General features: G+C 41.8%; 17 protein-coding genes. 1 reads left to right on the plus strand and 16 read right to left on the minus strand.

The window, feature by feature from the left end:
- Positions 1–4 precede the first annotated feature (4 nt).
- The 9 genes from ytaF to MHH61_RS03040 form a co-directional block, all read right to left on the minus strand.
- Complete coding sequence (gene ytaF / locus MHH61_RS03000) at positions 5–637, minus strand: sporulation membrane protein YtaF (protein WP_024425705.1); 633 nt, start codon at positions 635–637, stop codon at positions 5–7.
- A gap of 174 nt (positions 638–811) precedes the next feature.
- Entirely contained in the window at positions 812–1,645 is an 834-nt protein-coding gene (gene mutM, locus MHH61_RS03005) for a DNA-formamidopyrimidine glycosylase (protein WP_125587153.1), read from the minus strand.
- 27 nt (positions 1,646–1,672) lie between these two features.
- On the minus strand, positions 1,673–4,312 hold the full coding sequence (polA, locus tag MHH61_RS03010; protein WP_125587154.1) for a DNA polymerase I: 2,640 nt from the start codon (positions 4,310–4,312) through the stop codon (positions 1,673–1,675).
- 255 nt (positions 4,313–4,567) lie between these two features.
- Entirely contained in the window at positions 4,568–6,310 is a 1,743-nt protein-coding gene (gene pnpS / locus MHH61_RS03015) for a two-component system histidine kinase PnpS (RefSeq protein WP_125587155.1), read from the minus strand.
- Complete coding sequence (locus MHH61_RS03020; RefSeq protein WP_048239065.1) at positions 6,303–7,031, minus strand: response regulator transcription factor; 729 nt, start codon at positions 7,029–7,031, stop codon at positions 6,303–6,305. The genes pnpS and MHH61_RS03020 overlap by 8 nt, the downstream gene beginning before the upstream one ends.
- 185 nt (positions 7,032–7,216) lie before the next feature.
- Entirely contained in the window at positions 7,217–8,155 is a 939-nt protein-coding gene (gene mdh / locus MHH61_RS03025; protein ID WP_008356047.1) for a malate dehydrogenase, read from the minus strand.
- 34 nt (positions 8,156–8,189) lie between these two features.
- Positions 8,190–9,461, minus strand: a complete 1,272-nt coding sequence (gene icd / locus MHH61_RS03030; RefSeq protein ID WP_024424789.1) for an NADP-dependent isocitrate dehydrogenase — start codon at positions 9,459–9,461, stop codon at positions 8,190–8,192.
- Between the two features lie 149 nt (positions 9,462–9,610).
- Positions 9,611–10,729 (minus strand): citrate synthase, encoded by a 1,119-nt coding sequence (citZ, locus tag MHH61_RS03035; RefSeq protein WP_024424790.1) that lies wholly within the window; start codon positions 10,727–10,729, stop codon positions 9,611–9,613.
- A 376-nt stretch (positions 10,730–11,105) separates the two neighbouring features.
- Positions 11,106–11,570 (minus strand): DUF441 domain-containing protein, encoded by a 465-nt coding sequence (locus MHH61_RS03040; protein ID WP_024424791.1) that lies wholly within the window; start codon positions 11,568–11,570, stop codon positions 11,106–11,108.
- 100 nt (positions 11,571–11,670) lie between these two features.
- Between MHH61_RS03040 and ytvI the strand changes: the two genes are divergently transcribed.
- A complete protein-coding gene (ytvI, locus tag MHH61_RS03045; RefSeq protein ID WP_025092258.1) occupies positions 11,671–12,789 on the plus strand; it encodes a sporulation integral membrane protein YtvI in 1,119 nt (372 codons plus the stop codon).
- A 26-nt stretch (positions 12,790–12,815) separates the two neighbouring features.
- On the opposite strand, the gene MHH61_RS03050 is transcribed toward ytvI, so the two are convergent.
- The 7 genes from MHH61_RS03050 to dnaE all read right to left on the minus strand — a co-directional run bounded on the left by MHH61_RS03050 (position 12,816) and on the right by dnaE (position 23,244).
- Positions 12,816–13,205 carry an FxsA family protein gene (locus tag MHH61_RS03050; RefSeq protein ID WP_025092259.1) on the minus strand — a complete coding sequence of 130 codons (390 nt, stop codon included), beginning with the start codon at positions 13,203–13,205 and terminating at the stop codon, positions 12,816–12,818.
- 99 nt (positions 13,206–13,304) lie between these two features.
- The gene (gene pyk, locus MHH61_RS03055) at positions 13,305–15,065 is read right to left on the minus strand and encodes a pyruvate kinase (protein WP_024426143.1); all 1,761 of its coding nucleotides are present in this window, start codon (positions 15,063–15,065) and stop codon (positions 13,305–13,307) included.
- A 27-nt stretch (positions 15,066–15,092) separates the two neighbouring features.
- Positions 15,093–16,052, minus strand: a complete 960-nt coding sequence (gene pfkA / locus MHH61_RS03060) for a 6-phosphofructokinase (protein WP_024424794.1) — start codon at positions 16,050–16,052, stop codon at positions 15,093–15,095.
- Between the two features lie 341 nt (positions 16,053–16,393).
- Positions 16,394–17,371 (minus strand): acetyl-CoA carboxylase carboxyl transferase subunit alpha, encoded by a 978-nt coding sequence (gene accA / locus MHH61_RS03065; RefSeq protein ID WP_024424795.1) that lies wholly within the window; start codon positions 17,369–17,371, stop codon positions 16,394–16,396.
- Positions 17,356–18,231, minus strand: a complete 876-nt coding sequence (accD, locus tag MHH61_RS03070) for an acetyl-CoA carboxylase, carboxyltransferase subunit beta (RefSeq protein ID WP_024424796.1) — start codon at positions 18,229–18,231, stop codon at positions 17,356–17,358. The genes accA and accD overlap by 16 nt, the downstream gene beginning before the upstream one ends.
- Before the next feature lie 303 nt (positions 18,232–18,534).
- The gene (locus tag MHH61_RS03075; protein ID WP_025092260.1) at positions 18,535–19,767 is read right to left on the minus strand and encodes an NADP-dependent malic enzyme; all 1,233 of its coding nucleotides are present in this window, start codon (positions 19,765–19,767) and stop codon (positions 18,535–18,537) included.
- 141 nt (positions 19,768–19,908) lie between these two features.
- Positions 19,909–23,244 (minus strand): DNA polymerase III subunit alpha, encoded by a 3,336-nt coding sequence (gene dnaE / locus MHH61_RS03080; protein WP_125587156.1) that lies wholly within the window; start codon positions 23,242–23,244, stop codon positions 19,909–19,911.
- Between the last annotated feature and the right edge of the window lie 48 nt (positions 23,245–23,292).

Consider the following 23,292-nt stretch of genomic DNA (forward strand, 5'->3'; position numbering starts at 1 on the left):
TCCTTTACAGCTTCCACACCCCAATTAAAATGAGCAGAAGCCCTGGTAAGCATGCAAGTTTATCGATCCAGCGCCAATTGGCCAAGTAATGACCGGCACGGAGCCCGATACACACAAAGAGTGAGCTCATCACGGCCACAGTGATACTCATGACAATTGGAGAAAAGCCTAGAATCGCCGCGCCAATCCCTGCGCCAAATGCATCAATGGATAAAGCAATTCCAAGAAGCACCGCTTCTATTCCATTGATCGTCCCAGAACGGTCAATATCTGCACTTGTCGGCTTTCGCAAAATTTGAATGACAAGACCAAGTGACTGCACTTCCACATTGAGCAATGTCTTTTCATGAAGAAGCAAATCGCGCTCTTTCGCTGGTTTGTAAAATTGATAAAGGACCCAAAGTCCAATGGCGATCAAAATGCCTCCACCAAGTTTATCTGTCACTGAGACAGGGAGGAATGTCGTCAGCAGGCTGCCAATCAGCATGGAAATGAGCAGCACAATCCCTGAACAGCATGCAATAATGACAATCGCTTTAAATGGAATCTTCATTTTACGAAGGCCATACGTAAAGCCTACAGAAAAGCTGTCAATACTGACTGCAATAGCTAAAAACAGGAGCGAAATCGAAATCATACCTGAACTCTTCCTTTCTGTTCATGCAACGATGATCAAGAGTCTCTAGGCGTCCTTAGACTCTTCTTCACTATATGAAGAGCAGGTGGGCTGTGTGTCAGTCTACACCTTGCTGAAAAATGAATGTTTTTTATCGTATGCACAGCAAAAAGGAAGCATGCTGATGGCTGATTTTTATTGAGGACGTTTTTGGCAGGTCACACAAAAATGAGTGCCGCGCCCTCCGACTACTGTTTTCTCAATGATGCTTCCGCATGTTTGACAAGGCTCTCCCCGCCGGTCATACACAAGAAGCTGCATCTGAAATGTTCCAATATCACCTTGTGAATTGATATATGATCGAATCGTGCTGCCTCCTGCATCTACCGCTACTTGAAGTGTATCGATAATATGCCTGTGGAGCACTTTACACGATTCAAGGCTGAGCTGATTCGCTTTTGTTTCTGGATGAATGCCTGCTTTAAACAAAACCTCATCTACATAAATATTACCTAGTCCCACGACAATCTTTTGATCAAGCAGCGCTGTTTTGACCACACGGGATGTTTTTTTCAATTGCTCCCATAAATATTCCGGAGTGAATTGATCATCAAAAGGCTCATATCCCAGCTGTGAGAGCGGGAGTTCCTTTTCTTCTTCACCCGGCTGAAATAAATGCATCGTGCCAAATTTACGCACATCATGATACCGAAGCTCAGTACCGTCTGTAAACGTAAAGACGACGTGGACATGTTTATCGTATGGCTCATGCGCTTCATGTACACGGTATTTCCCTTCCATCCTTAAATGGGAGACCATCACGTAATGGTCTAAATGAAAGAGCAGGAACTTCCCTCTTCTTTCAATGGTTTGTATTGTTTCTCCTACCATCCTTCTTGCGAACTCTTCCGGCTCCCCAGGACGTTTGATGATATTCGGCCATTTGATATCGACCGTTTCAATCGTTTTTCCTTCGACTAACCGCTTGAGTGTGCGCCGGACGGTTTCAACTTCTGGTAATTCCGGCATGCTCCTCGCTCCTTTTTCTCTCTCTAATTATTTTGCGTCGTACCAAGATGGACCTGAAGCAAAATCAACTTTTAGCGGCACATCTAGCTGAAGTGCATTTTCCATGACTTCAGGGACAATTTTTTCAAGTATGGAAATTTCTTCTTTCGGTGCTTCAAAGATCAATTCATCGTGCACCTGTAATAAAAGATTTGCCTGCAAGTTTTCTTCTTTTAACTTTCGCGCCATATCAATCATGGCTTTTTTAATAATATCAGCTGCACTTCCTTGAATCGGTGTGTTCATGGCTGTTCGTTCGGCAAAGCTTTTGATATTAAAATTACGGCTTGTGATATCCGGGATATACCTTCTGCGTTTGAGAAGCGTCGTGACATATCCTTTTTGTTTCGCTTCCTGCACGATCTCTTCCATATAGGTTTTCACGCCTTTAAAGCTTGTTAAATAGCGTTCGATAAAGGCAGCTGCTTCTTTTCTTGTGATCCCAAGATTTTGAGATAATCCATAGTCACTGATTCCATATACAATTCCGAAGTTGACTGCCTTGGCTTGTCTTCTCATAGAGGAAGTCACTTCTTCTTCTGAGACATGGAACACGTCCATCGCTGTCTTTGTGTGAATATCCATATCTTGCGTAAACGCTTCGATCAAATTCTCGTCCTGAGAAATATGAGCGAGTACACGCAGCTCAATTTGAGAATAGTCAGCAGCAAACATGAGCCAGCCTTCTTTTGAAGGGACGAATGCTTGACGAATCTTTCGTCCTTCCTCTAAACGAATCGGGATATTTTGCAGGTTGGGATCTGTTGAGCTTAGTCTTCCTGTTTGCGTGAGCGCTTGATTAAATCGTGTATGCACTTTATGGGTATCCTTGCGCGTTACTTTCATTAAGCCTTCCACATATGTCGATTGGAGCTTTCCAATTTGGCGGTAATGCAGAATGGACCGAATAATCTCGTGCTTATCTTCAAGCTTTTCAAGAACATCCGCAGATGTCGAGTAGCCCGTCTTTGTCTTTTTAATAATCGGCAGGCCTAATTTTTCAAAAAGAATCACGCCAAGCTGTTTAGGAGAATTGATGTTAAACGTTTCACCTGCTAAGCGGTGAATGGTTTCTTCATATTCTTTCAGCTTTTTCGTTAACTCTTCACCCATCTTCTCTAGGCGCTCAATATCTACCTTTACGCCAAGGGATTCCATTTCACCTAAGATGAGGGCAAGCGGCAGCTCTAAGTCTTCATATAGTTCATGCTGATCATTTTTTTCTAGCGCTTCAAGTGTTAAATCATGCAGAGCAGAGATCGCCGCTGCTTTTCGCCCAAGATGTTCCTTCAGTTCATCTTCAGGTGGAATCGCCTGCTTTGCTCCTTTTCCGTACACTTTTTCATCAGAAAGAGCGATGTTAAGACCATATTCCTTCGCCACACTTGCGACGTCCTCATACGATTTCTGAGGGTTGACGACATAGGAAGCGAGCAGAACATCGTTATCGACACCTTTTAGATCGACATCATGCCATCTGAGAGCGACAACTGCTCTCTTTGAATCAAAGACCCATTTCTTCTTCGTTTCATCCTGTACCCATTGTTTAAATGCATCTGATTGAAGCGCATCTTCTTTCGTGATAAAAAACGCACCATTTTCATTATGGATCGCAAAACCAATCAAATCTGCTTCATGATAATTATCTCCAAGTTGTTCTACCACAAGGGCGGCATGATCTGTCAGCATCTCATCCGTTACTTCGGTCATTTTTTTCACTTCTAATGCTTCTACTTCGACCTGTTCACCTGTTTCTGGTGCTTCTCCTAGACGTTCTAGCAGCGTTTGAAAGCCTAGTTCTTTATAAAGAGAGATCACTTGATCCATATGAGGACCTTCATATGCGAGATCCTTGCTTGATACATCAATTGGCGCTTCTACAAGAATCGTTGCGAGTTTTTTACTCATCACTGCCTGCTCTTTATATTCTTCAAGCTTTTCTTTGAGTTTTTTCCCGCTGACTTCGTCAATATGTTCAAGCAGGTTTTCAACCGTTTCAAACTGCTTTAACAATTTAATCGCTGTTTTTTCACCTACACCTGGCACCCCTGGGATATTATCTGATGAATCTCCCATCAAACCTTTCATATCGATGATTTGATCTGGGCGCAGGCCATATTTCTCTTCAATATGAGCCGGTGTGTAATATTCTACTTCTGTAATGCCTTTTTTCGTAATTGCTACCGTCGTATGGTCTGTTGAGAGCTGCGTTAAGTCCTTATCTCCTGAGAAAATTTTGACTTCAAAGCCGTCTTTTTCTGCCTCCACAGCCAATGTCCCGATAATATCGTCTGCCTCGTATTGAGGAAGCTCGTACCTTTTCACCTGATAGGCATCTAATAGTTCACGGATAAACGGCATTTGTTCTGATAGCTCTGGCGGCGTTTTTTGTCTTCCGCCTTTATATTCTTTAAATGTCTCGTGGCGGAACGTTGTTTTTCCCGCATCAAATGCGACAAGCATATGGGTTGGCTTCTCGTCCTCGAGCATCTTCATTAAGATCATCGCAAAGCCATAAATGGCATTTGTATGGACGCCTTTATCATTTGATAATAGCGGCAAAGCAAAAAAGGCTCGATATGCGAGACTGTTTCCATCCACTAGTACTAATTTCTTTTTGTCTGTCATGTTTTAATCCTCCATCGGCTGAGCCATTTCAGCCGTCTCTTTCACACATTGTATCATCATTTTATCAAAGTTTATTTTGAAAAGAAAATAGTCGAACCTGCATAAAAAAAGGGACGAAAACAACAAGTGTTTTCGTCCTTACAAAATTGGCTCCTTGGATGAAGGGGTTCCTATTCATCCTACCAATGATTGTTTAACTAAACATGAATCCATTGTAAAGATCATGTAAATTTTAACGTGACTTTCCTTTTTTCTCTATTTTGATTTCAGGCTCACTGTAAAAGTCGTTCCTTTACCTTGTTTGCTATGGACCGAAATCGTCCCTTCATGCGCCTCCACAAGGTGTTTGACAATCGCAAGCCCAAGACCTGTACCGCCTGAATTTCTACTTCTATCTTTATCAATTCGATAAAATCTCTCAAATATTCTTGGAATCTCGCTTTTCTTCATGCCGATTCCTGTATCTGCTACATCAAATTCATAAGCGCCTTTCCGCGGTCTTGCTGAGATGGTGACACTCCCTCCCTCTGGTGTATAGGTTAGAGCATTGTTCACGAGATTGAGGAAGATTTGCTTTAATCTCAGCGGATCTGCCATCACATAGACAGGCTCTTTTGGGATACGCACTTGTAATTGAATGCCTTTTTCTGCCGCCTTTTGTTTTAAAAGGACTTCAATCTCTTGAATGATTTCTGTCGCATTGGCGTCTTGAATATTCAATTTGAAATGCTGCTGCTCGATTTTGGAAAGATCGAGTAAATCTTGAATGAGAGTTTCGAGACGAACACTCTCTTTTAGAATGATGGAAAGGAATTGTGTCAGCGCTTCTTTGTCATCAATCGCTCCATCAAGAAGGGTTTCGGAGAATCCTTTAATCGACGTAATCGGTGTTTTTAATTCGTGAGACACGTTGGCGACAAAATCTTTTCGCATCTGCTCCAGCTGCTTTGTTTCTGTCACGTCATGAAACACAAGGACGATTCCTTTCCATTCATCGTCTGTACTTAAAATGGGAACACCATCCACCTGGAAGTAGCGCCGCTCAATGTCAACGGCTAGGCGTAAAAACTTCCGTACCTTCGTTTCTGTCATGAAAATTTCGTCAATCAGCTCAATAATTTCTTCATGTGTAAACGATTCATGATACAGCTTGTGCATGTAAATGTGCTTTTGCACCTTAAACTGCTTGCGGAAGGTTCGATTGACTAGGTTGATATACCCCATCTTATCAATCAAAATAATCCCTGCTCCGATGTTTTCAATGACTGTTTGCAGACGGTCCCGCTGCATTTCCCCCGTGCTTGTCATTTCTTGAAGGCTTTCTGCCAGGCGCTTCATTGAGGTATTAAGCTCACTTGTTTCAATGATCAGCTCTTCATAATGATTGGTATCATAGTTCCCGCGTTCCAGCTGTTTGGCTACCTTTGTGGCATAATCAATCGGTTTTACATATTTCATCGACATGCGGTATCCAAAGAAAACGATGATAATAATTGCCGAGCCAAGACAAACGGCTAATGCGAGCCAAAGCTGGCCGTCAATTTCATTTAAAGGCTGGAATGACGCATGGAGAAATAAATAGCCTGCCGGTTCGTTTTGTTTCAGGATAGGGACTGCGTAATGAAACAGCGCATCCTTCTCATCCTCAATGACGACGCCTTTTGTTTGAAGTCGCTCATTGTTCAGTGTGTTTTGAATGATGCCCCTTTGCTCCGCTTGACCTGTTGTATGTATGATATTCCCCTTCAGATCCACAATTGACGCATTCATATCGAGATGCTGCTTTGCCTGATTGAGGATCTCCTTGTTTTGCTTCGCCTGCAGATCATCACCATCCATGGAAGAAAGAAGAAAGCTCGATTCATTTTCCATTCGTTCCGTTAATTTTGTTTCATAAAAAACATGGAACATGTGATCTAAAAAAAGGCCAAGTGCAACAAACACAATAAAAAGGAGAAAAATAAGTCCCGAAAACAGGCGGGTTCTAATTTTACTCATTTGGCTTTGGCTCCTCCAATTTGTAGCCTAAGCCGCGAATGGTTTTAATGTATGTTGGTTTTTTCGTGTTCTTTTCAATTTTGTCCCGCAAGTGGCTGATATGCACATCCACAATACGAGTGTCACCTGCAAAGTCATAATTCCAAACGGCACTAAGCAGCAGATCACGTGTGAGGACACGTCCTTTATGCTTGGCCAAATAAAGCAGCAGTTCAAATTCCTTCGGCGTAAGCTCTAGGCGTTCTTCTTGGAAGTAGACTTCGTAGTGTTCTGGTAAAATCCGCAGTTCACCAATTTTGATTTGGTCTGCAATGACCTCTTCCTTCTCCTCTTGCGTGGGAACAGGCTGAGATTGCTGCGCTCTTCTTAAGATGGCTTTTACCCGAGCACCCACTTCTCTAGGACTGAATGGCTTTGTCATGTAATCATCGGCTCCAAGTTCGAGACCGAGCACCTTATCAAATTCATCGTCCTTTGCTGTCAGCATTAAAATAGGGAACATCATTTTTTGAATTCTCAGTTGTTTGCACACTTCAATGCCGTCCATCTTCGGAAGCATTAAATCTAATACAATGAGATCAGGCTGTTCACTTGCTGCTTTTTCAAGCGCTTCTTCCCCATCTCTTGCTGTGACGACATCATAGCCCGCCCTTTCAAGGTTATAGCTTAGAAGTGTTACAATCGATTCTTCATCATCCACAACTAATATTTTTTTATTCATGTTGTGCCTCCAATTAGTGATTTCCCCTGCATCCGTTTTTTTGTATCTTATGTGAAAAGCGAGAAGTCATGCTTTCTCTTTCATTTTAACGAAAGCTTAACAAGAGGACAATTTAAAATTTCGACAAGATTGGTTTTGTAAACAAAAAGAAGGCCCCTCATAAGAGAAGCCTTCTTTTTTTCATATTAAGACAATACTTTCATGACGTTCTTAACAGATTCAACAGAACGGTCAAGCTGACTTCTTTCTTCTTCTGTCAACTCAAGCTCAATGATCTGCTCAAGGCCGTTTCCACCTACGATTGTTGGTACTCCAAGGTAAATGCCTTCGTAGCCATATTCACCTTCAAGGTATGCAATCGTTGGGATGACGCGGCGCTGATCTTTTAGAATCGCCTCAACCATTTCTACTAGTGAAGCAGCAGGTGCATAATAGGCACTACCGTTACCTAATAGGTTTACGATTTCGCCGCCGCCTTTTCTTGTTCTTTCAACAATCGCATCAATACGATCTTTTGGAATCAATGTTTCAAGCGGGATACCGCCTGCATAAGAGTAACGAACAAGCGGAACCATGTCATCGCCATGTCCACCAAGGACAAAGCCCGTCACATCTTTGACAGATAGGTTTAATTCTTGAGCAACAAACGTACGGAAACGTGCTGTATCAAGAATGCCCGATTGTCCAATGACTTTTTCTTTTGGTAATCCTGATTCTTTATAAACTGCATATGTCATTGCATCAACAGGGTTTGTTAACACAACAATAATGGCTTCTGGAGAATATTTAACGATTTCGCGTGTCACGCTGCGCATGATTTTTTCATTTGTGGACACGAGATCGTCACGGCTCATTCCCGGCTTTCTTGCAATTCCTGCCGTAATGACCACGACATCAGAACCGGCTGTATCTTCGTAGTTAGAAGTGCCTGTAATGTTCGCATCGAAGCCTTGAACAGGGCTTGCTTCCAGCATATCAAGTGCTTTCCCTTTTGTTGGGTTCTCAAGCTGCGGGATATCAACTAATACGACATCCGCTAATTCTTTTTGAGCTGTTAGAAATGCTGTAGTTGCTCCAGTAAAACCTGCTCCGATGACAGATACTTTTTTACGCTTGTTTGCCATTTCCTTTTTCCCCTTTAACTTTAAAGTTTAAGAATCAAGACAAGTTTTTGATGAGCTCGTCAGCAAACTCAGAACATTTTACTTCTGTTGCGCCATCCATTAATCTAGCAAAATCGTACGTGACGACTTTAGATGCAATTGTTTTTTCAACAGATTGAATCACTAGATCAGCTGCTTCCTGCCAGCCAAGGTGCTCAAGTAAAAGCACGCCTGATAGAAGAACAGAAGATGGATTCACTTTATCAAGACCAGCATATTTTGGTGCTGTGCCGTGAGTCGCTTCAAAAATAGCGTGTCCTGTTTCGTAGTTGATGTTCGCACCTGGTGCGATACCAATTCCACCAACTTGTGCTGCAAGTGCATCAGAGATGTAATCTCCATTTAAGTTCATTGTAGCCACAACATCGAACTCAGCTGGACGAGTTAGGATTTGTTGAAGGAAAATATCTGCAATGCTGTCTTTGACAATGATTTTGCCAGCAGCTTCTGCTTCACTTTGCGCTTTGTTTGCCGCATCTTTTCCATCTTGTTCTACAATACGATCATATTGTGCCCATGTAAAGACCTTGTCGCCAAACTCTTTTTCAGCCACTTCGTAGCCCCAGTTTTTGAAGGCACCTTCTGTAAATTTCATGATGTTTCCTTTGTGAACAAGCGTCACAGATTTACGGCCTTGGTCAATTGCATATTGGATAGCCGCTCTGACAAGACGGGATGTACCCTCTTCAGAAACTGGCTTGATTCCGATACCTGACGTTTCTGGGAAACGGATTTTGTTCACACCTAATTCGTTTTTCAAGAAGTCAATTAACTTCTTCACTTCGTCTGAACCTTTTGCATACTCGATACCTGCATAGATATCTTCTGTGTTCTCACGGAAGATCACCATATCTGTGTCTTCTGGACGTTTCACAGGAGAAGGTACGCCTTTGAACCAGCGAACAGGACGTAAGCATGTGAATAAATCAAGCTCTTGTCTAAGTGCCACGTTTAATGAACGGATTCCTCCGCCAATTGGTGTTGTTAGTGGTCCTTTAATCGCAATTAAGTATTCACGAATGTCTTCAAGCGTTTGCTCAGGAAGCCACTCTCCAGTTTTATTGTAAGCTTTCTCACCTGCATATACTTCTTTCCAAGTGATTTGCTTTTCACCTTTATAAGCTTTTTCTACAGCTGCTTCAAGTACTCTTGATGCTGCTTTCCAAATGTCAGGACCGATTCCGTCCCCTTCGATAAACGGGATAATTGGATTATTTGGTACATTCAATACGCCGCCAGTAACTGTAATTTTTTCGCCTTGTGACAATGATATTACCTCCCAGGTTATGTAGTGAATATTTGAAACTTCTTGGCTTGATGTCTGCAAGCAAAAAAGTTTTTCACGTGATTCGTTTTTTTTGTTGATATAGAGGCTGATTGGCCTTTTGAAATCAGCCCCCGCTTATTCTATAAACATTAGTCTCTTTCACTGATCGGAACAAAGGTTTGAAGATCAGGTCCAATGTAATCAGCTCTTGGACGGATGAGACGGTTGTTATCATATTGCTCTAGAATGTGAGCAATCCATCCAGAGAATCGGCTGATCACGAAAATTGGTGTAAACAAGTCATGATCAATCCCAAGACTGTGATATACAGATGCAGAATAAAAATCAACATTTGGTGGAAGATTTTTCTCTGATGTCACGATTTCCTCTGCGCGAACAGACATTTCATACCATTTCGGCTCGCCAGTGAGGTTTGTTAAACGCTGGCTCATTTCTTTTAGATGCTTTGCACGCGGGTCACCTTGACGGTATACGCGGTGGCCAAAGCCCATAATTTTTTCTTTCTTCTCTAGCTTACCATGAATATAGGAATCTACGTTTTCAACTTCGCCAATTTCTGAAAGCATCTTCATCACGCCTTCATTAGCGCCGCCATGAAGCGGCCCTTTCAGCGCACCGATAGCCGCTGTTACACCAGAGTAGATATCTGATAGTGTAGCAACACATACACGCGCTGTAAATGTCGATGCGTTTAATTCATGATCCGCATGTAGAATAAGCGCCTTATCAATGGCTTCAATTTCTACTGGTGACGGCTCTTCGCCATTTAGCATATACAAGAAGTTTGCAGCATAGCTGTATTCTTCTTTTGGTTGTACAGGCTCAAGTCCTTTGCGAATGCGTGAAAACGCAGCGACTAGTCCAGAAATTTTCGCCTGTAAGCGAATCGCCTTTCTGTAATTCGCTTCTTTGTCCATAATCTCTGATTCGTCATCGAGTAAACCTAGTAAAGATACTGCTGTACGAATCGCAGACATTGGATGAACCCCATCGAGCGAATAAGATTTAAAATGCTCAATGATTTCTTGCGGAATCTGAGCATTTTCATTGAGCTGCTGTTTTAATTCACTCAGCTCCTGCTCATTCGGCAGCTTTAAGTGCCATAACAGGTAGACAATTTCTTCGAATGTAGCTTTTTCAGTTAAATCATCGATATTGTACCCTACATAAGTAAGAGTATCATCAATAATTGAGCTTACGGATGAAGTTGTTGCCACGATACCTTCAAGACCTCTTGTTGCTGTCATGTTCAATCTCCCCTTTTTAAAAAGATTCCCCTTCGTTGCAGAATTCTCACTTTTTGAAAGCGCTATCCAATCCGAATAAGATAACAGGCTCAGAAAAGAAAATGCTTACATTTACCTATACGGTTAGAGCGCTTTTAGCCTCATATCTCTTGTGTGATCAATGAGTTCAAAATTAAGCCTATTCCCATTATAAACAATAATCAGACATTTGTTAAATGTTTAACTATAATTTTTTTTGATATTTTTTTTTCCAGTCTCCCATATCAGGCATGGAATAAAGGGATTTTACTTCTTTTAATATATTTAATTATGTTTTTTTGCAAAAGCTCACGCAAGAAAAAATTTAAAAAAGAAAGTGGCAGGAACCACTCTCTTTTCACCCGCTGAAAAATTTCACAGCCTGCATCGCCAAATAAGCGATTCCTGCCCCGATAAGCGGCCCAACAGCCACACCTTTAAATAAGCTGACTGCCAAAATGGTACCAAACACAAGCGCTGCCGTAATATGCGGATCATTTTCGAGTAGCACAATCCCGTTTTTTGCAATTAATGCTACTAATATACCCGCTCCAAGAGCTATCCAAGCATAGGAAGATTTCATCGCTTCTCCAAGCTGCTTAAATCCAATGTCACCTGTTGCAATCGGGACCAGCACAGCAATGGTAATAACGGTGACTCCCCAATTAATGCCTTTAGATTGGAGAACCGGGAAAATTTTTTGATCCAGGCCAATCAGCTTAATCGCGATCAACACAGATACCGCTACAATTAACGAATTGTTTTTTGCAATAAGTGCAATAACGAGTAAAAGTACCAAAAATAAATTTGCTTGAGTAAACATACGCCGCTCCTTTCTTTCTTTTTATTGCGACCTTTTCATATTACTAATCTTTTTGAATAAAATGAAGTATCGGACATGCTTGTTTTTTGGAGGGGATTGTGTGAATCACGCCTATGTGGCCATTTTTTTGCGAAGTTTGATGATGATCAGCATTGCTGTTTTTGCTGTTGTCTTTTTATATCAGTCTTTTCCGTTTTTATATCCTTTTTGGATTGCCCTTATTGTGTCTTGTTTGATTCATCCTGCCGTATGCAAAATCGAAGAGATCACCGGAATGCCGAGAGGATTTGTTGTGGTCATTGTGCTCTTGCTCTTTTTAGTCGCAGCTGCCGGGTTAATGACGCTTTTAGTTGCGGAAATCATTTCAGGAAGTGCTTATTTGGCAAAAGTGCTGCCTGGCCATCTTGATCAAATGATTGGTATTTTAGAGCAATTTTTCACAGACAAGATTCTGCCTTTATATCATGATATGACGGCCCAATTTAATACGCTTCAAGCAGGTCAAAAAGAATCAATTTTGGGACAAATTCAAGCACTCGGTGATGAAGCGGCCGCAAAAATCGGGACTTTTCTTTCGAAAACACTCGAGCTTATTCCAGCGTTTTTAGGTCTTTTGCCTGATGCAGCAGCCACTCTGTTATTTTCTGCTCTGGCAACTTTTTTTATCACGAAAGATTGGTTTACGTTAAAAACATATGGCTCACGTATCTTTCCCGCAAAATGGATGCAGCATACACGCGCCATTTTATCTGAAATCAAAAAAGCCATTACCGGCTTTATGAAAGCCCAGCTCCTGCTTGTGGCCATGACGATTGGTATTGTATTGATTGGACTCATCATTTTAAAAGTTGAGCACGCCCTTGTGGTTGCTTTATGTATTGGGCTCGTCGATTTACTTCCATATATCGGGAGCGGCACTGTTTTTCTACCGTGGATCATTTATTCTGCTATGACAGGAAATCTTTCCCTCGCCATTGGACTGGGCATTTTGTATATTGTCGTCCTCATTCAAAGACAAATATCAGAGCCAAAAGTCTTAAGCAAATCCATCGGACTTAATCCTTTAGCAACGCTTGTGGCGCTATTTGTCGGGTTAAAATGGTTTGGTTTTCTTGGACTTGTGATTGGCCCTGCTTCCCTTGTCGTGTGGCAGGCGTTCCGTAATGCAGGAGTTTTCAGAGATATTTATGAGTACATTCGGTATGGCATGCAAAAATAAAAGAGACCTTCAGCCTGAAGGTCTCTTTAACGAATGATCGTGTAGCGGTTACGATTAGACATGTTTCTAAGCCAGCGTTCAAAGAGCGGCTTGATTCCCTTTCTCGTCACCGGAATGAGCAGCAAAGCCCCAATGATATCCGATAAGAAGCCTGGAATGAGCAGCAGCAGACCGCCGATTAGAATACAAAAACCATCGACAATCGCTCCCCCCGGCATCTTGCCATATTGCAAATCTCGCTGCACTTTTTGGAAGGCTTCTATCCCTTGTTTTCTTGCAAAATAAGCACCTAAGGCACTTGTCAGCACGATGAGCAGCATCGTTGGCAAAATGCCAATGATTTTACTTGAGATTAAAAATAAACTAATTTCCACCGCAGGGAACAGAATTAATAATAGTAGAAAATATTTCTTCAACCATATCACCTCATGGGGTATCTTTCATCGAAAGCTGTTTACTTTTTTTAGTGTAACATAAAAAAAGAGAGGAGTCAGACAACTCCCCTCTTGGATGAATTAAAGGACGCTCGCACGGCCTTTGTAGATCGCTCCGCGTGCTGGATCTACTGTAATCTCTTCGCCTTCTTTTAATAATGTTGTTGCGCTGTCAAGACCAACAATCACTGGAATACCAAGGCTTAGTCCAACAACTGCTGCATGGCTTGTTAAACCGCCCTCTTCTGTGATAAGGGCAGATGCTTTTTCTAAAGCTCCCATCATATCACGATCTGTGCAGTTTGCAACTAGGATCGCACCATCGTACATTTTTTCTTCTGCTTCTTTTCCACTTTGTGCAATGACAACCGGTCCAAATGCAGATTTACGGCCAATCCCTTGACCTTTCGCAATGATGTCACCGACAACATATACTTTCATTAAGTTCGTCGTACCTGTTTCACCAACTGGCACACCTGCTGTAATGACAATTAAATCGCCGTGTCTTACATAGCCTGTTTCAATTGACTTTTCTACTGCATTCTCAAGCATTTCATCAGTAGATGTCGTTTTTGATCCGCTCTTAGCAAATACACCGAATACGAGTGAAAGCTTTCTCGCCACTGATTCGTTTGCAGTAACTGCTACGATTGGTGCTTTTGGTCTATATTTTGAAATCATTCTTGCTGTATGTCCGCTTTCCGTCGGTGTCACAATCGCTGCTACATCAAGCTTCATTGCTGTATGTGCAACAGATTGACCGATCGCGTCTGTAATGCTGACTTCTACTTCTTCGCTTCTGCGAGAAAGAATGGCTTTATAGTTTAGTGCTTCTTCTGAACGTGATGCAATGTTATGCATTGTTTGTACGGCTTCTACTGGATATGTTCCTGCTGCTGTTTCACCAGAAAGCATAATCGCATCTGTGCCGTCAAAAATAGCATTTGCCACGTCACTTGCTTCCGCACGGGTAGGACGTGGGTTACGCTGCATGCTGTCGAGCATTTGAGTCGCTGTAATGACAGGCTTGCCTAAACGATTGCATTTTTTGATCAGCATTTTTTGAACAAGCGGTACTTCTTCTGCCGGGATCTCTACACCAAGATCTCCACGCGCAACCATTAAACCGTCAGATACCTCAAGGATCTCGTCGATGTTATCAACACCCTCTTGGTTTTCAATCTTAGGGATGATTTGAATATCAGTCGCATTGTTCTTTTCAAGAAGCTCACGAATTTCAAGAACATCAGAAGCTCGTCTCACAAAAGAAGCTGCGATGAAATCGACGCCTTGTTCAATTCCAAACAGAATATCATTGGCATCCTTTTCTGTAATACCTGGCAGGTTCACACTGACGCCAGGTATGTTGACGCCTTTTTTGTTTTTGAGCGTGCCTGTATTCATGACTTTAGTGACAATTTCTTTGCGGTCCTTGTTAATTTCTTTTACTTCTAAACCAATCAGACCATCATCTAATAGAATCGTTGAACCTACTTCTACATCATGAATTAAATCTTCGTATGTCACACTAATTTTTTCCGTATTTCCAACAATGTCTTCCATACTCACGATAAGATCAGCACCAGCGACTAGCTCAATTGAGCCGTTTTCAACTGTACGTGTACGGATCTCTGGACCTTTTGTATCTAGAAGGATCGCAATGTCCTTGCCTAATGTTTTACCTGCTTTACGTATGTTTTCAATGCGTGCACCATGCTCTTCAAAATCTCCATGGGAGAAGTTTAGTCTGGCTACATTCATTCCTGCTTCAATCAATTCAGTCAGCTTTTCAATGCTTTCACTTGCTGGACCGATTGTACAAACGATTTTTGTCTTTCTCATTACTGTTCCTCCTAAGGTCTTCTCGTTTTATATAGAGAGCTCTTGTGAAAGTCGGTACATATTTTTATCGACTGTATGTTTTTTATCTAAGATTTCTAAAATATCGTGATGAACGAGTTCATTGCTTTGAATGCCTACACAGCGTCCGCCTTGTCCTTCAAGAAGAAGCTCGACTGCATATGCTCCTAAGCGGCTTGCCAGTACACGGTCAAACGCACTCGGAGAACCTCCGCGCTGAATATGCCCTAAGACAGATACACGTGTTTCAAGGCTTGTCTCCTCTTCAATCCGCTTACCAAATTCAACACCGCTGCCTACGCCTTCTGCAACGATGATGATACTATGCTTCTTGCCGCGTTCGTGACCTCTTCTTAACCTAGCAATAATTTCGTCCATGTCATAGTCTGCTTCAGGAATCAAAATAGATTCGGCTCCGCCTGCAAGACCTGACCAAAGGGCAATATCACCAGCATGTCTTCCCATTACTTCCACTACGTATGTACGTTCATGAGATGTGGCTGTATCACGAATTTTATCAATGGCATCAATGACAGTATTCAGTGCTGTATCAAAGCCAATAGTGAAATCAGTACCTGGAATATCGTTGTCAATCGTGCCTGGAACACCTACACATGGAAAACCGAGCTCTGTTAATTTCTTTGCTCCCATAAATGACCCGTCTCCACCAATGACTACAAGTCCTTCAATACCGAATTTTTTTAAGTTTTCAATTCCCTTTTCACGACCTTCAACTGTCTTGAATTCAGGACATCTTGCCGTGTAAAGTTTTGTTCCTCCACGATGAATGATATCGCCTACTGAACCTATTTCGAGTTTCTCAATTTTACCGTTAATTAGACCTGAGTATCCATTATAAATACCGTAAACTTCAACATTATGGTAAATTGCTTTCCTTACAACTGCGCGCACAGCTGCATTCATTCCTGGGGAATCCCCACCGCTTGTTAAAACTCCTATACGCTTCATCTTTTTCACCTCAGAGACCATATATGAATTAAACATACCATTTCCACTGCTTGAAAACAATCATGAGCAAATTTGGATGTTTTCAATACGAATTTCTAAAACCGTACTTATTATACAATTAAATAAACCGTTTTTAAACAAAAGTTAAGAACGTCATGAAAGCAAATCTCTCTGGAATCTGTAAAGGCAAGTGCTATAAACCTTGTCATATCAAGGTTTTCAGACGTTTCAAATTTTATGAAAACAAAAGAAAATTATTTTCAAATAGCGCTTACATGAAGACGGTTTTCATGAAAAAAGATGAAAAAAATAAACGCCAGCCAAAAAGGCTGTACGTTTATTTAGTTTACCCCAATATATTGATTTTCAATCGAGACTTTCCCGATTGCTTTGTATTTTTCATATCTTTGTTCGACTAGTTCTTCAGGCGTTAGTTTGAGCAAAGATGTAAGTGACTGTTTTAATGTTTTTTCCATGTAAGCTGCTTGTTGTTTCACGTCTCGATGTGCTCCACCTTGCACTTCTTTAATAACATCATCTATAATATCTAATTCTTTTAGGTCTGGAGCGGTAATTTTCATTGATTCTGCAGCTTTTTTCGCAAGTGATGAATCCTTCCAGAGCAGTGCTGCTGCACCTTCAGGTGAAATCACTGAATATGTTGAGTTTTCTAGCATGAATAGGTGGTTTCCTACGCCTAAGCCTAGTGCGCCGCCGCTTCCGCCTTCTCCAATGACAATACAGACAACTGGTACACGAAGTCCTGCCATTTCGAATAGGTTTTTCGCAATTGCTTCACTTTGTCCGCGCTCTTCAGCTGCTTTACCAGGATAAGCTCCTTTTGTATCAATAAAGCAAATGATCGGGCGATTAAATTTATCTGCTTGTTTCATCAAGCGCAGCGCTTTACGGTAGCCTTCTGGATGAGGCATTCCGAAATTACGGCGCAAGTTTTCTTTTGTATCTTTACCGCGCTGATGGCCAATAACCGTGACAGGAAGCCCTTTAAACGTGGCAATTCCTCCAACGATCGCTTCATCATCACCATAAAAACGGTCACCGTGACATTCGAAAAAGTTGTCAAACAGCTCTTGAATGTAATCGAGAGTTGTTGGGCGCATCGCATGCCGAGCAATCTGCACTCTGTCCCACGGCTTTAAATTTGTATAAATGTCTGCTTCAAGCTTACTCAGACGTGTTTCAAGGCGCTCAATTTCTGCACTTAAATCCATTTCTGAGTTTTGTGTGAACTTTTTCAGTTCATCAATTTTCGCTCGAAGTTCAATGACAGGTTTTTCAAATTCTAGTTCTCCAGCCACTCTCGTTCACCTCCTGTGCTGTGTAGTGCTAAGATTCGGCCTAGGGTTTCTTTCATTTCTGCACGATGAATCACAGCATCAAGCTGTCCATGCTTCATTAAAAATTCAGCCGTCTGGAAGTCCTCTGGCAGGTCTTCACGAATCGTTTGTTCAATGATTCTGCGGCCTGCAAAACCAATTAAAGCACCAGGTTCTGCAAAATTGTAATCACCGAGAGACGCAAAACTAGCTGATACACCGCCAGTTGTTGGGTTCGTCATCACAGAGATAATCAAACCTTGATCCTCGCTGAACAGTTTTAATGCTGAACTTGTTTTTGCCATCTGCATGAGACTGAGAATTCCCTCTTGCATTCTCGCTCCGCCAGAAGCAGTAAAGATAATAAATGGCACCTTGTCCGCTTTTGCTTTCTCGATCGCCAGCGTGATCTTTTCACCAACAACGGATCCCATGCTGCCCATACGGAACGTGGCATCCATGACAGCAATCACAGCACTTTGGCCTTCAATTTCACCTTTACCTGTGACAATGGCTTCATTCAAAGATGTTTTTTCTCTGTCTTTCTCAAGCTTTTCTTCGTAGCCTGGGAAACCGAGCGGGTTTGATGAAATGAGGTGCCCGTTAAATTCTTCAAATGTGCCTTCATCTACAAGGCTTTCAATACGCTGTTTTGCATTCATTTGCAAATGTCTGCCGCAATTCATACAAACACGTAAATTTTTATCTAGTTCTTTGGTGAGCATTATTTTTTTACATTGCGGACATTTGGTCATGATGCCTTCAGGCACATCTTGACTTGCCTGTTCAGAGGGTACAGATGCATATTTTTTCTTTTTACTGAAAATATTCTTGATTGACAAATGACTACCTCCCTTTTTGAAGGGTTTTTTCTTTACACGCACATCCACTATTATAGGACATGTCATAACTGTACCGAAACTATTGTACTTTTTTTGTCAAACGCTGTCATCCTTCATTCAATTTTTTCAGTGGGGAATTGATGAGAAATAGATATGTGTTTGGGGCGCTGAGCAGTTGATATGTTTGAATTGTGAACGTCTACAAAAAAATCTCATTCCGGATGAAAAAATTTTCGCGTAAGAGAGGAAATGGTGCACGTTTTTCTCCAGTTTCAGAAAGAACGTGCACACTTTTCCAGTTGATTATTCGCCGATAATCGTTAATTTTCTTGTTTTTTCAGCGACAGCTTCTGGGTCGACCTTGATTCTTGCAACGCCAGTTTCCATTGCTGCTTTTGCTACCGCTTTTGCTACCGCTGGTGCTACGCGTGCATCAAATGGTGCAGGGATAACATATTCAGCTGACAATTCTTCATCTGAAACAAGAGACGCAATCGCTTCAACAGCTGCGATTTTCATTTCTTCGTTAATGTGAGTTGCACGTACATCTAATGCTCCGCGGAAAATTCCTGGGAATGCCAGTACGTTGTTCACTTGGTTCGGGAAGTCAGAACGGCCAGTTCCTACAACACTTGCTCCTGCTGCATGTGCATCTTCTGGCATGATCTCTGGATTTGGATTAGCCATAGCAAAGATGACAGGATCTTTTGCCATTTTTCCAACCATTTCTTTTGTTAAAGCGCCTGCTACAGAAACACCGATAAAGACGTCTGCGCCTTCAATGACCTCTTCTAATGAACCTTCTTTGCGGTCTTGGTTCGTGAATTTAGCTACTTCGTTTTTCACTGCATTCATACCGTTCGGGCGGCCTTCGTAAATAGCACCTTTTGTATCACACATAATGATATCACGTACACCGAAATGATAAAGAAGCTTGATAATCGCAATTCCTGCTGCTCCGGCGCCGTTTGCCACTACTTTAATTGAAGACATGGATTTTCCAGATAGCTTCAGTGCATTCACAAGTCCTGCTACTGTCACAATCGCTGTTCCGTGCTGATCATCGTGGAAAACTGGAATGTTTGTCTCTTTTTTCAAGCGCTCTTCGATGATAAAGCAGTTAGGCGCTGCAATATCTTCAAGGTTCACACCGCCAAAAGTCGGCTCAAGAAGCTTCACTGTTTCAACGATTTTGTCTACATCGTTCGTTGCAAGCGCGATTGGGAAGGCATCTACGCCTGCAAAGCTTTTGAATAATACAGCTTTCCCTTCCATTACTGGAAGAGATGCTTCTGCACCAATATTTCCAAGTCCTAAAACAGCGCTTCCGTCTGTGACAACAGCGACCATATTGCCTTTCATTGTATAATCATACACTTTGCTTGTGTCGTCATAAATATCTTTACATGGTTCTGCAACACCAGGTGAATAAGCCAAGCTCAAGTCTTTCGCATTTTTCACTTGTACTTTTGATTTTGATTCGAGTTTGCCTTGATTCTCTTTGTGCATATGTAATGCTTCTTCTCTTAATGACATGTGATGAACACTCCTTCAAGTGGAAAATGATTTAATGATTTGCTAAGTTGATAAGCACATACTGGCAGTTTTAAATAAACAGAATCTTTAAAATGATAACACAATAGGTGAATTTGTAAAACATATTCAGGCGATTTGTCATCATTTAATCACAACGTTTTGTTCACCGAGCAGCTCTTTTAACTGGAAAATTACAGCATGATCTGCATGAACTTTGTATGCATCTGGAAGTCTCATCGTCTTTTTTTGCTTCTCATAATACAAATAGACATCTGCTTCTCCGCTGTGCATCGAAAGGATTCGTTTTACTTGCTCTAGCAGCTCCTGCGTATGATTCTCTTCTTTCACACGAATGTAGACAGACTCTTTTCTTTTTGCATCCATCTCTTCCAGCAAAGCAGCTTCTTGCACGATGATTTGACTGCTGTCATTTCTGACCTCTACTCTGCCTTCAACATAAAGCATGTTGCCCTCCTCAAGTAAGGGGGACAGCTTTCTAAATTGCTCTGGAAAGACGACGCCTTCCATTTCTCCCGTTTCATCCCCAAATGTAACAAATGCCATCGATTGTCCATTTTTTGTCCGAATCGATTTCACTTTTGTCAAAAGACCACCCATTGAGATTTTACGCTTAATATAGGAAGAAAGTCTGATGATTTCCACTGCACCATTCTCTCTTAAGCGGTCTCGGTACGCTTGTACTGGATGATTTGATAAATATAACCCGAGTGCCTCTTTTTCAAATTGCAGGAGATCCACAAGCGGCATTTCTTCTATCTCCGCATATTTTGGCTTAATGGAGAAGGTTGTATCCCCAAGAAAGTCCAGCTGATCCTCTGGATTTAAAAATGACACGTGATCTAACGCGATATCTATCGATGCTAATAACGAAGCACGATTGGGATAAAACTCATCCATCGCCCCTGAAAAAATGAGCGCTTCAATCGTTTTTCGGTTGACACTCTTTGGTGATACTCTTGCGCAAAAATCAAATAAATCTTCAAACGGCTTTTCCTGTCTTGCTCTGTATATATCCTTTACAGCTGACACTCCGACATTTTTGATCGCTCTTAAGCTGTAGCGGATCTCCCCTTTTTCAACCGTAAATGGAAACTCACTCTTATTAATAGAAGGCTTCAACACTGATATCCCTTTTTCCTTCGCCTCATAGAAATATTGAGCAATTTTGGCTTCATTTCCAATTACACTCGTTAAAAGACCGCACATAAAATATAACGGATAATGCGCTTTTAAATAAGCAAGCTGAAAGCCAATCATGCTATATGCAACAGCATGGCTTCTATTAAAACCATAGTTTGCAAATTTGACGATTAAGTCATAAACGTCATTTGCAATGTTAACAGGATACTCCTTTTTTAGGCATCCTTCAACAAAATGGCTTCGCTCTTCATCAAGGACCTTTTTATCCTTCTTTGAAACAGCTCTTCTTAATAGATCTGCCTCGCCCAGCTGAAAACCAGCCATCTTCGCTGCAATCAGCATGATTTGCTCCTGATAGACGATGACCCCATATGTATCCTTTAATATGTCATACAAATCAGGATGAGGATAGGAGACCTTGACTCTGCCATGCTTTCGGTCGATAAAAAGCGGGATATTTTCCATTGGACCTGGACGATAGAGGGCATTGACCGCCACGATATCTTCTAAACTAGATGGCTTCAGGCGTCTCAGCACCTGACGCATCCCCTGTGATTCAAGCTGGAATATTCCAGTTGTATCGCCCGCAGATAACAATTCAAACGTTTTCTGATCCTCATATGATATGTCACTAAAGTTAATGTGGACGTTTTCCTGTCTTTCAATCTGGTTTTTAATGGATTCAATTAATGTTAAGTTTCTGAGCCCTAAGAAATCCATCTTTAAAAGTCCGAGATCTTCTAAATAATTCATGGCATACTGCGTTAAATACACACCTTCATGGCCGTCTTGAATTGGAACGACCTCTGTCAGCGGCTCCTCGCTCAGCACAACGCCAGCTGCATGTGTCGAGGTGTGTCTCGGTAAGCCTTCTACTTTTAAAGCAGTTTGGAAGACCTTTCGAAGCTCTTCAGATTGCTGAAGCATCGCTTTTAATTCAGAAGATGCAGTCACCGCTTCTTTCAGCGTCGTTCCTGGCTTTGATGGAATCAGCTTGGCAAGACGGTCCGCTGCCTTTGAATCAATTCCCATCACACGACCAACATCCCTTAAAGCAGCTTTTGCTGCAAGTGTTCCAAACGTGACAATTTGCGCTACATGCATGTCTCCGTATTTGTCTTTTACATAAGAAATGATTTCATCTCTTCTCGTGTCGGGGAAATCAATATCAATATCTGGCATGCTGATCCGCTCTGGATTTAAGAAGCGCTCAAATAAAAGACCGTGACGGAGCGGATCGACATCTGTAATAAACAGAACATATGCAACAAGTGAACCCGCTGCTGATCCCCGTCCAGGGCCTGTGACAATTCCTTTGTCATGCGCATACTTCATAAAATCCCACACAATGAGAAAATAATCACTGAAATTCATTTTTTGGATAATGCTCAGCTCATATTCAAGCCTTTTGACATACATGTCATTTGAAGCAAGCTTTCTTTGCTTCATCCCTTCCGCGCACACTCTGCGTAAAAACTGATCTGCTGTTGATTGATCAGGAGTTGGATAGGATGGGAGTTTTGTCTGCCCAAGATTTAAATCAACTTCACAGCGGTTTGCAATCTCCACCGTTCTTGTCAGCAGCTCTCGATCATCTCTATACCATTCCAACATTTCTTCAAAGGATCTGAAATGCTTTTCTCCTCGGTCTTCCTCTATCTCTGAAAGCTGCTTACCTGCTTTAATCGCTTTTAAGCACGTATAAGCCATTTTGTCTTCTCGATTGATATAGTGAACATCACCCGTCGCAACAAGAGGAATGTCTGCACTTTGTGAGACGTCCCGCAGTTTGCCGGCGAGCGATTCGTCCTGCTGAAATGGCTGAAGTGCGATATACACATGTCCCTCGCCGAATATATGCTTCAATTGGTTGGCGGCTTCACGCGCTTCTTCTAACTGATCATGCTGCAAAAGCGTTTCAATATACCCAGATGCGCCTGGTGTGATGGCAATGAGCCCGCGGTGATAGCTTTTGAGCCATTTCTCTTTCAATCCGGCTTTTGATTTTGATTTCAGCACACTGCTGATTTTGATTAGGTTTTGATAGCCTTCATTGTTTTTTGCAAGGAGTACCAAGGGATAAGCCTCTGTCTCTTGTTCATCTATGAAGACAGAAGCTGTTAAACCGATAACCGGCTTGATGCCATGTTTTTTACATTCCTTATAAAATTCAACCGTGCCATACATCACATGGTCATCGGTAAGAGCAAGCGCCTTGCAGCCAAGTTCTTTTGCTTTCAGCACAAGCTCCTTTACTTTAGCTGCACTGCTTAACAAGCTGTATCCACTGTGGACCTGAAGATGAACATAAGACATGCTTAATCCACTCCTTTCGTCTAAAGTCATTCTTTCATTATAAAACGC

Origin of the sequence: Bacillus sp. FSL K6-3154, from assembly GCF_040869395.1 — a bacterium.
Lineage (GTDB): Bacteria > Bacillota > Bacilli > Bacillales > Bacillaceae > Bacillus > Bacillus safensis.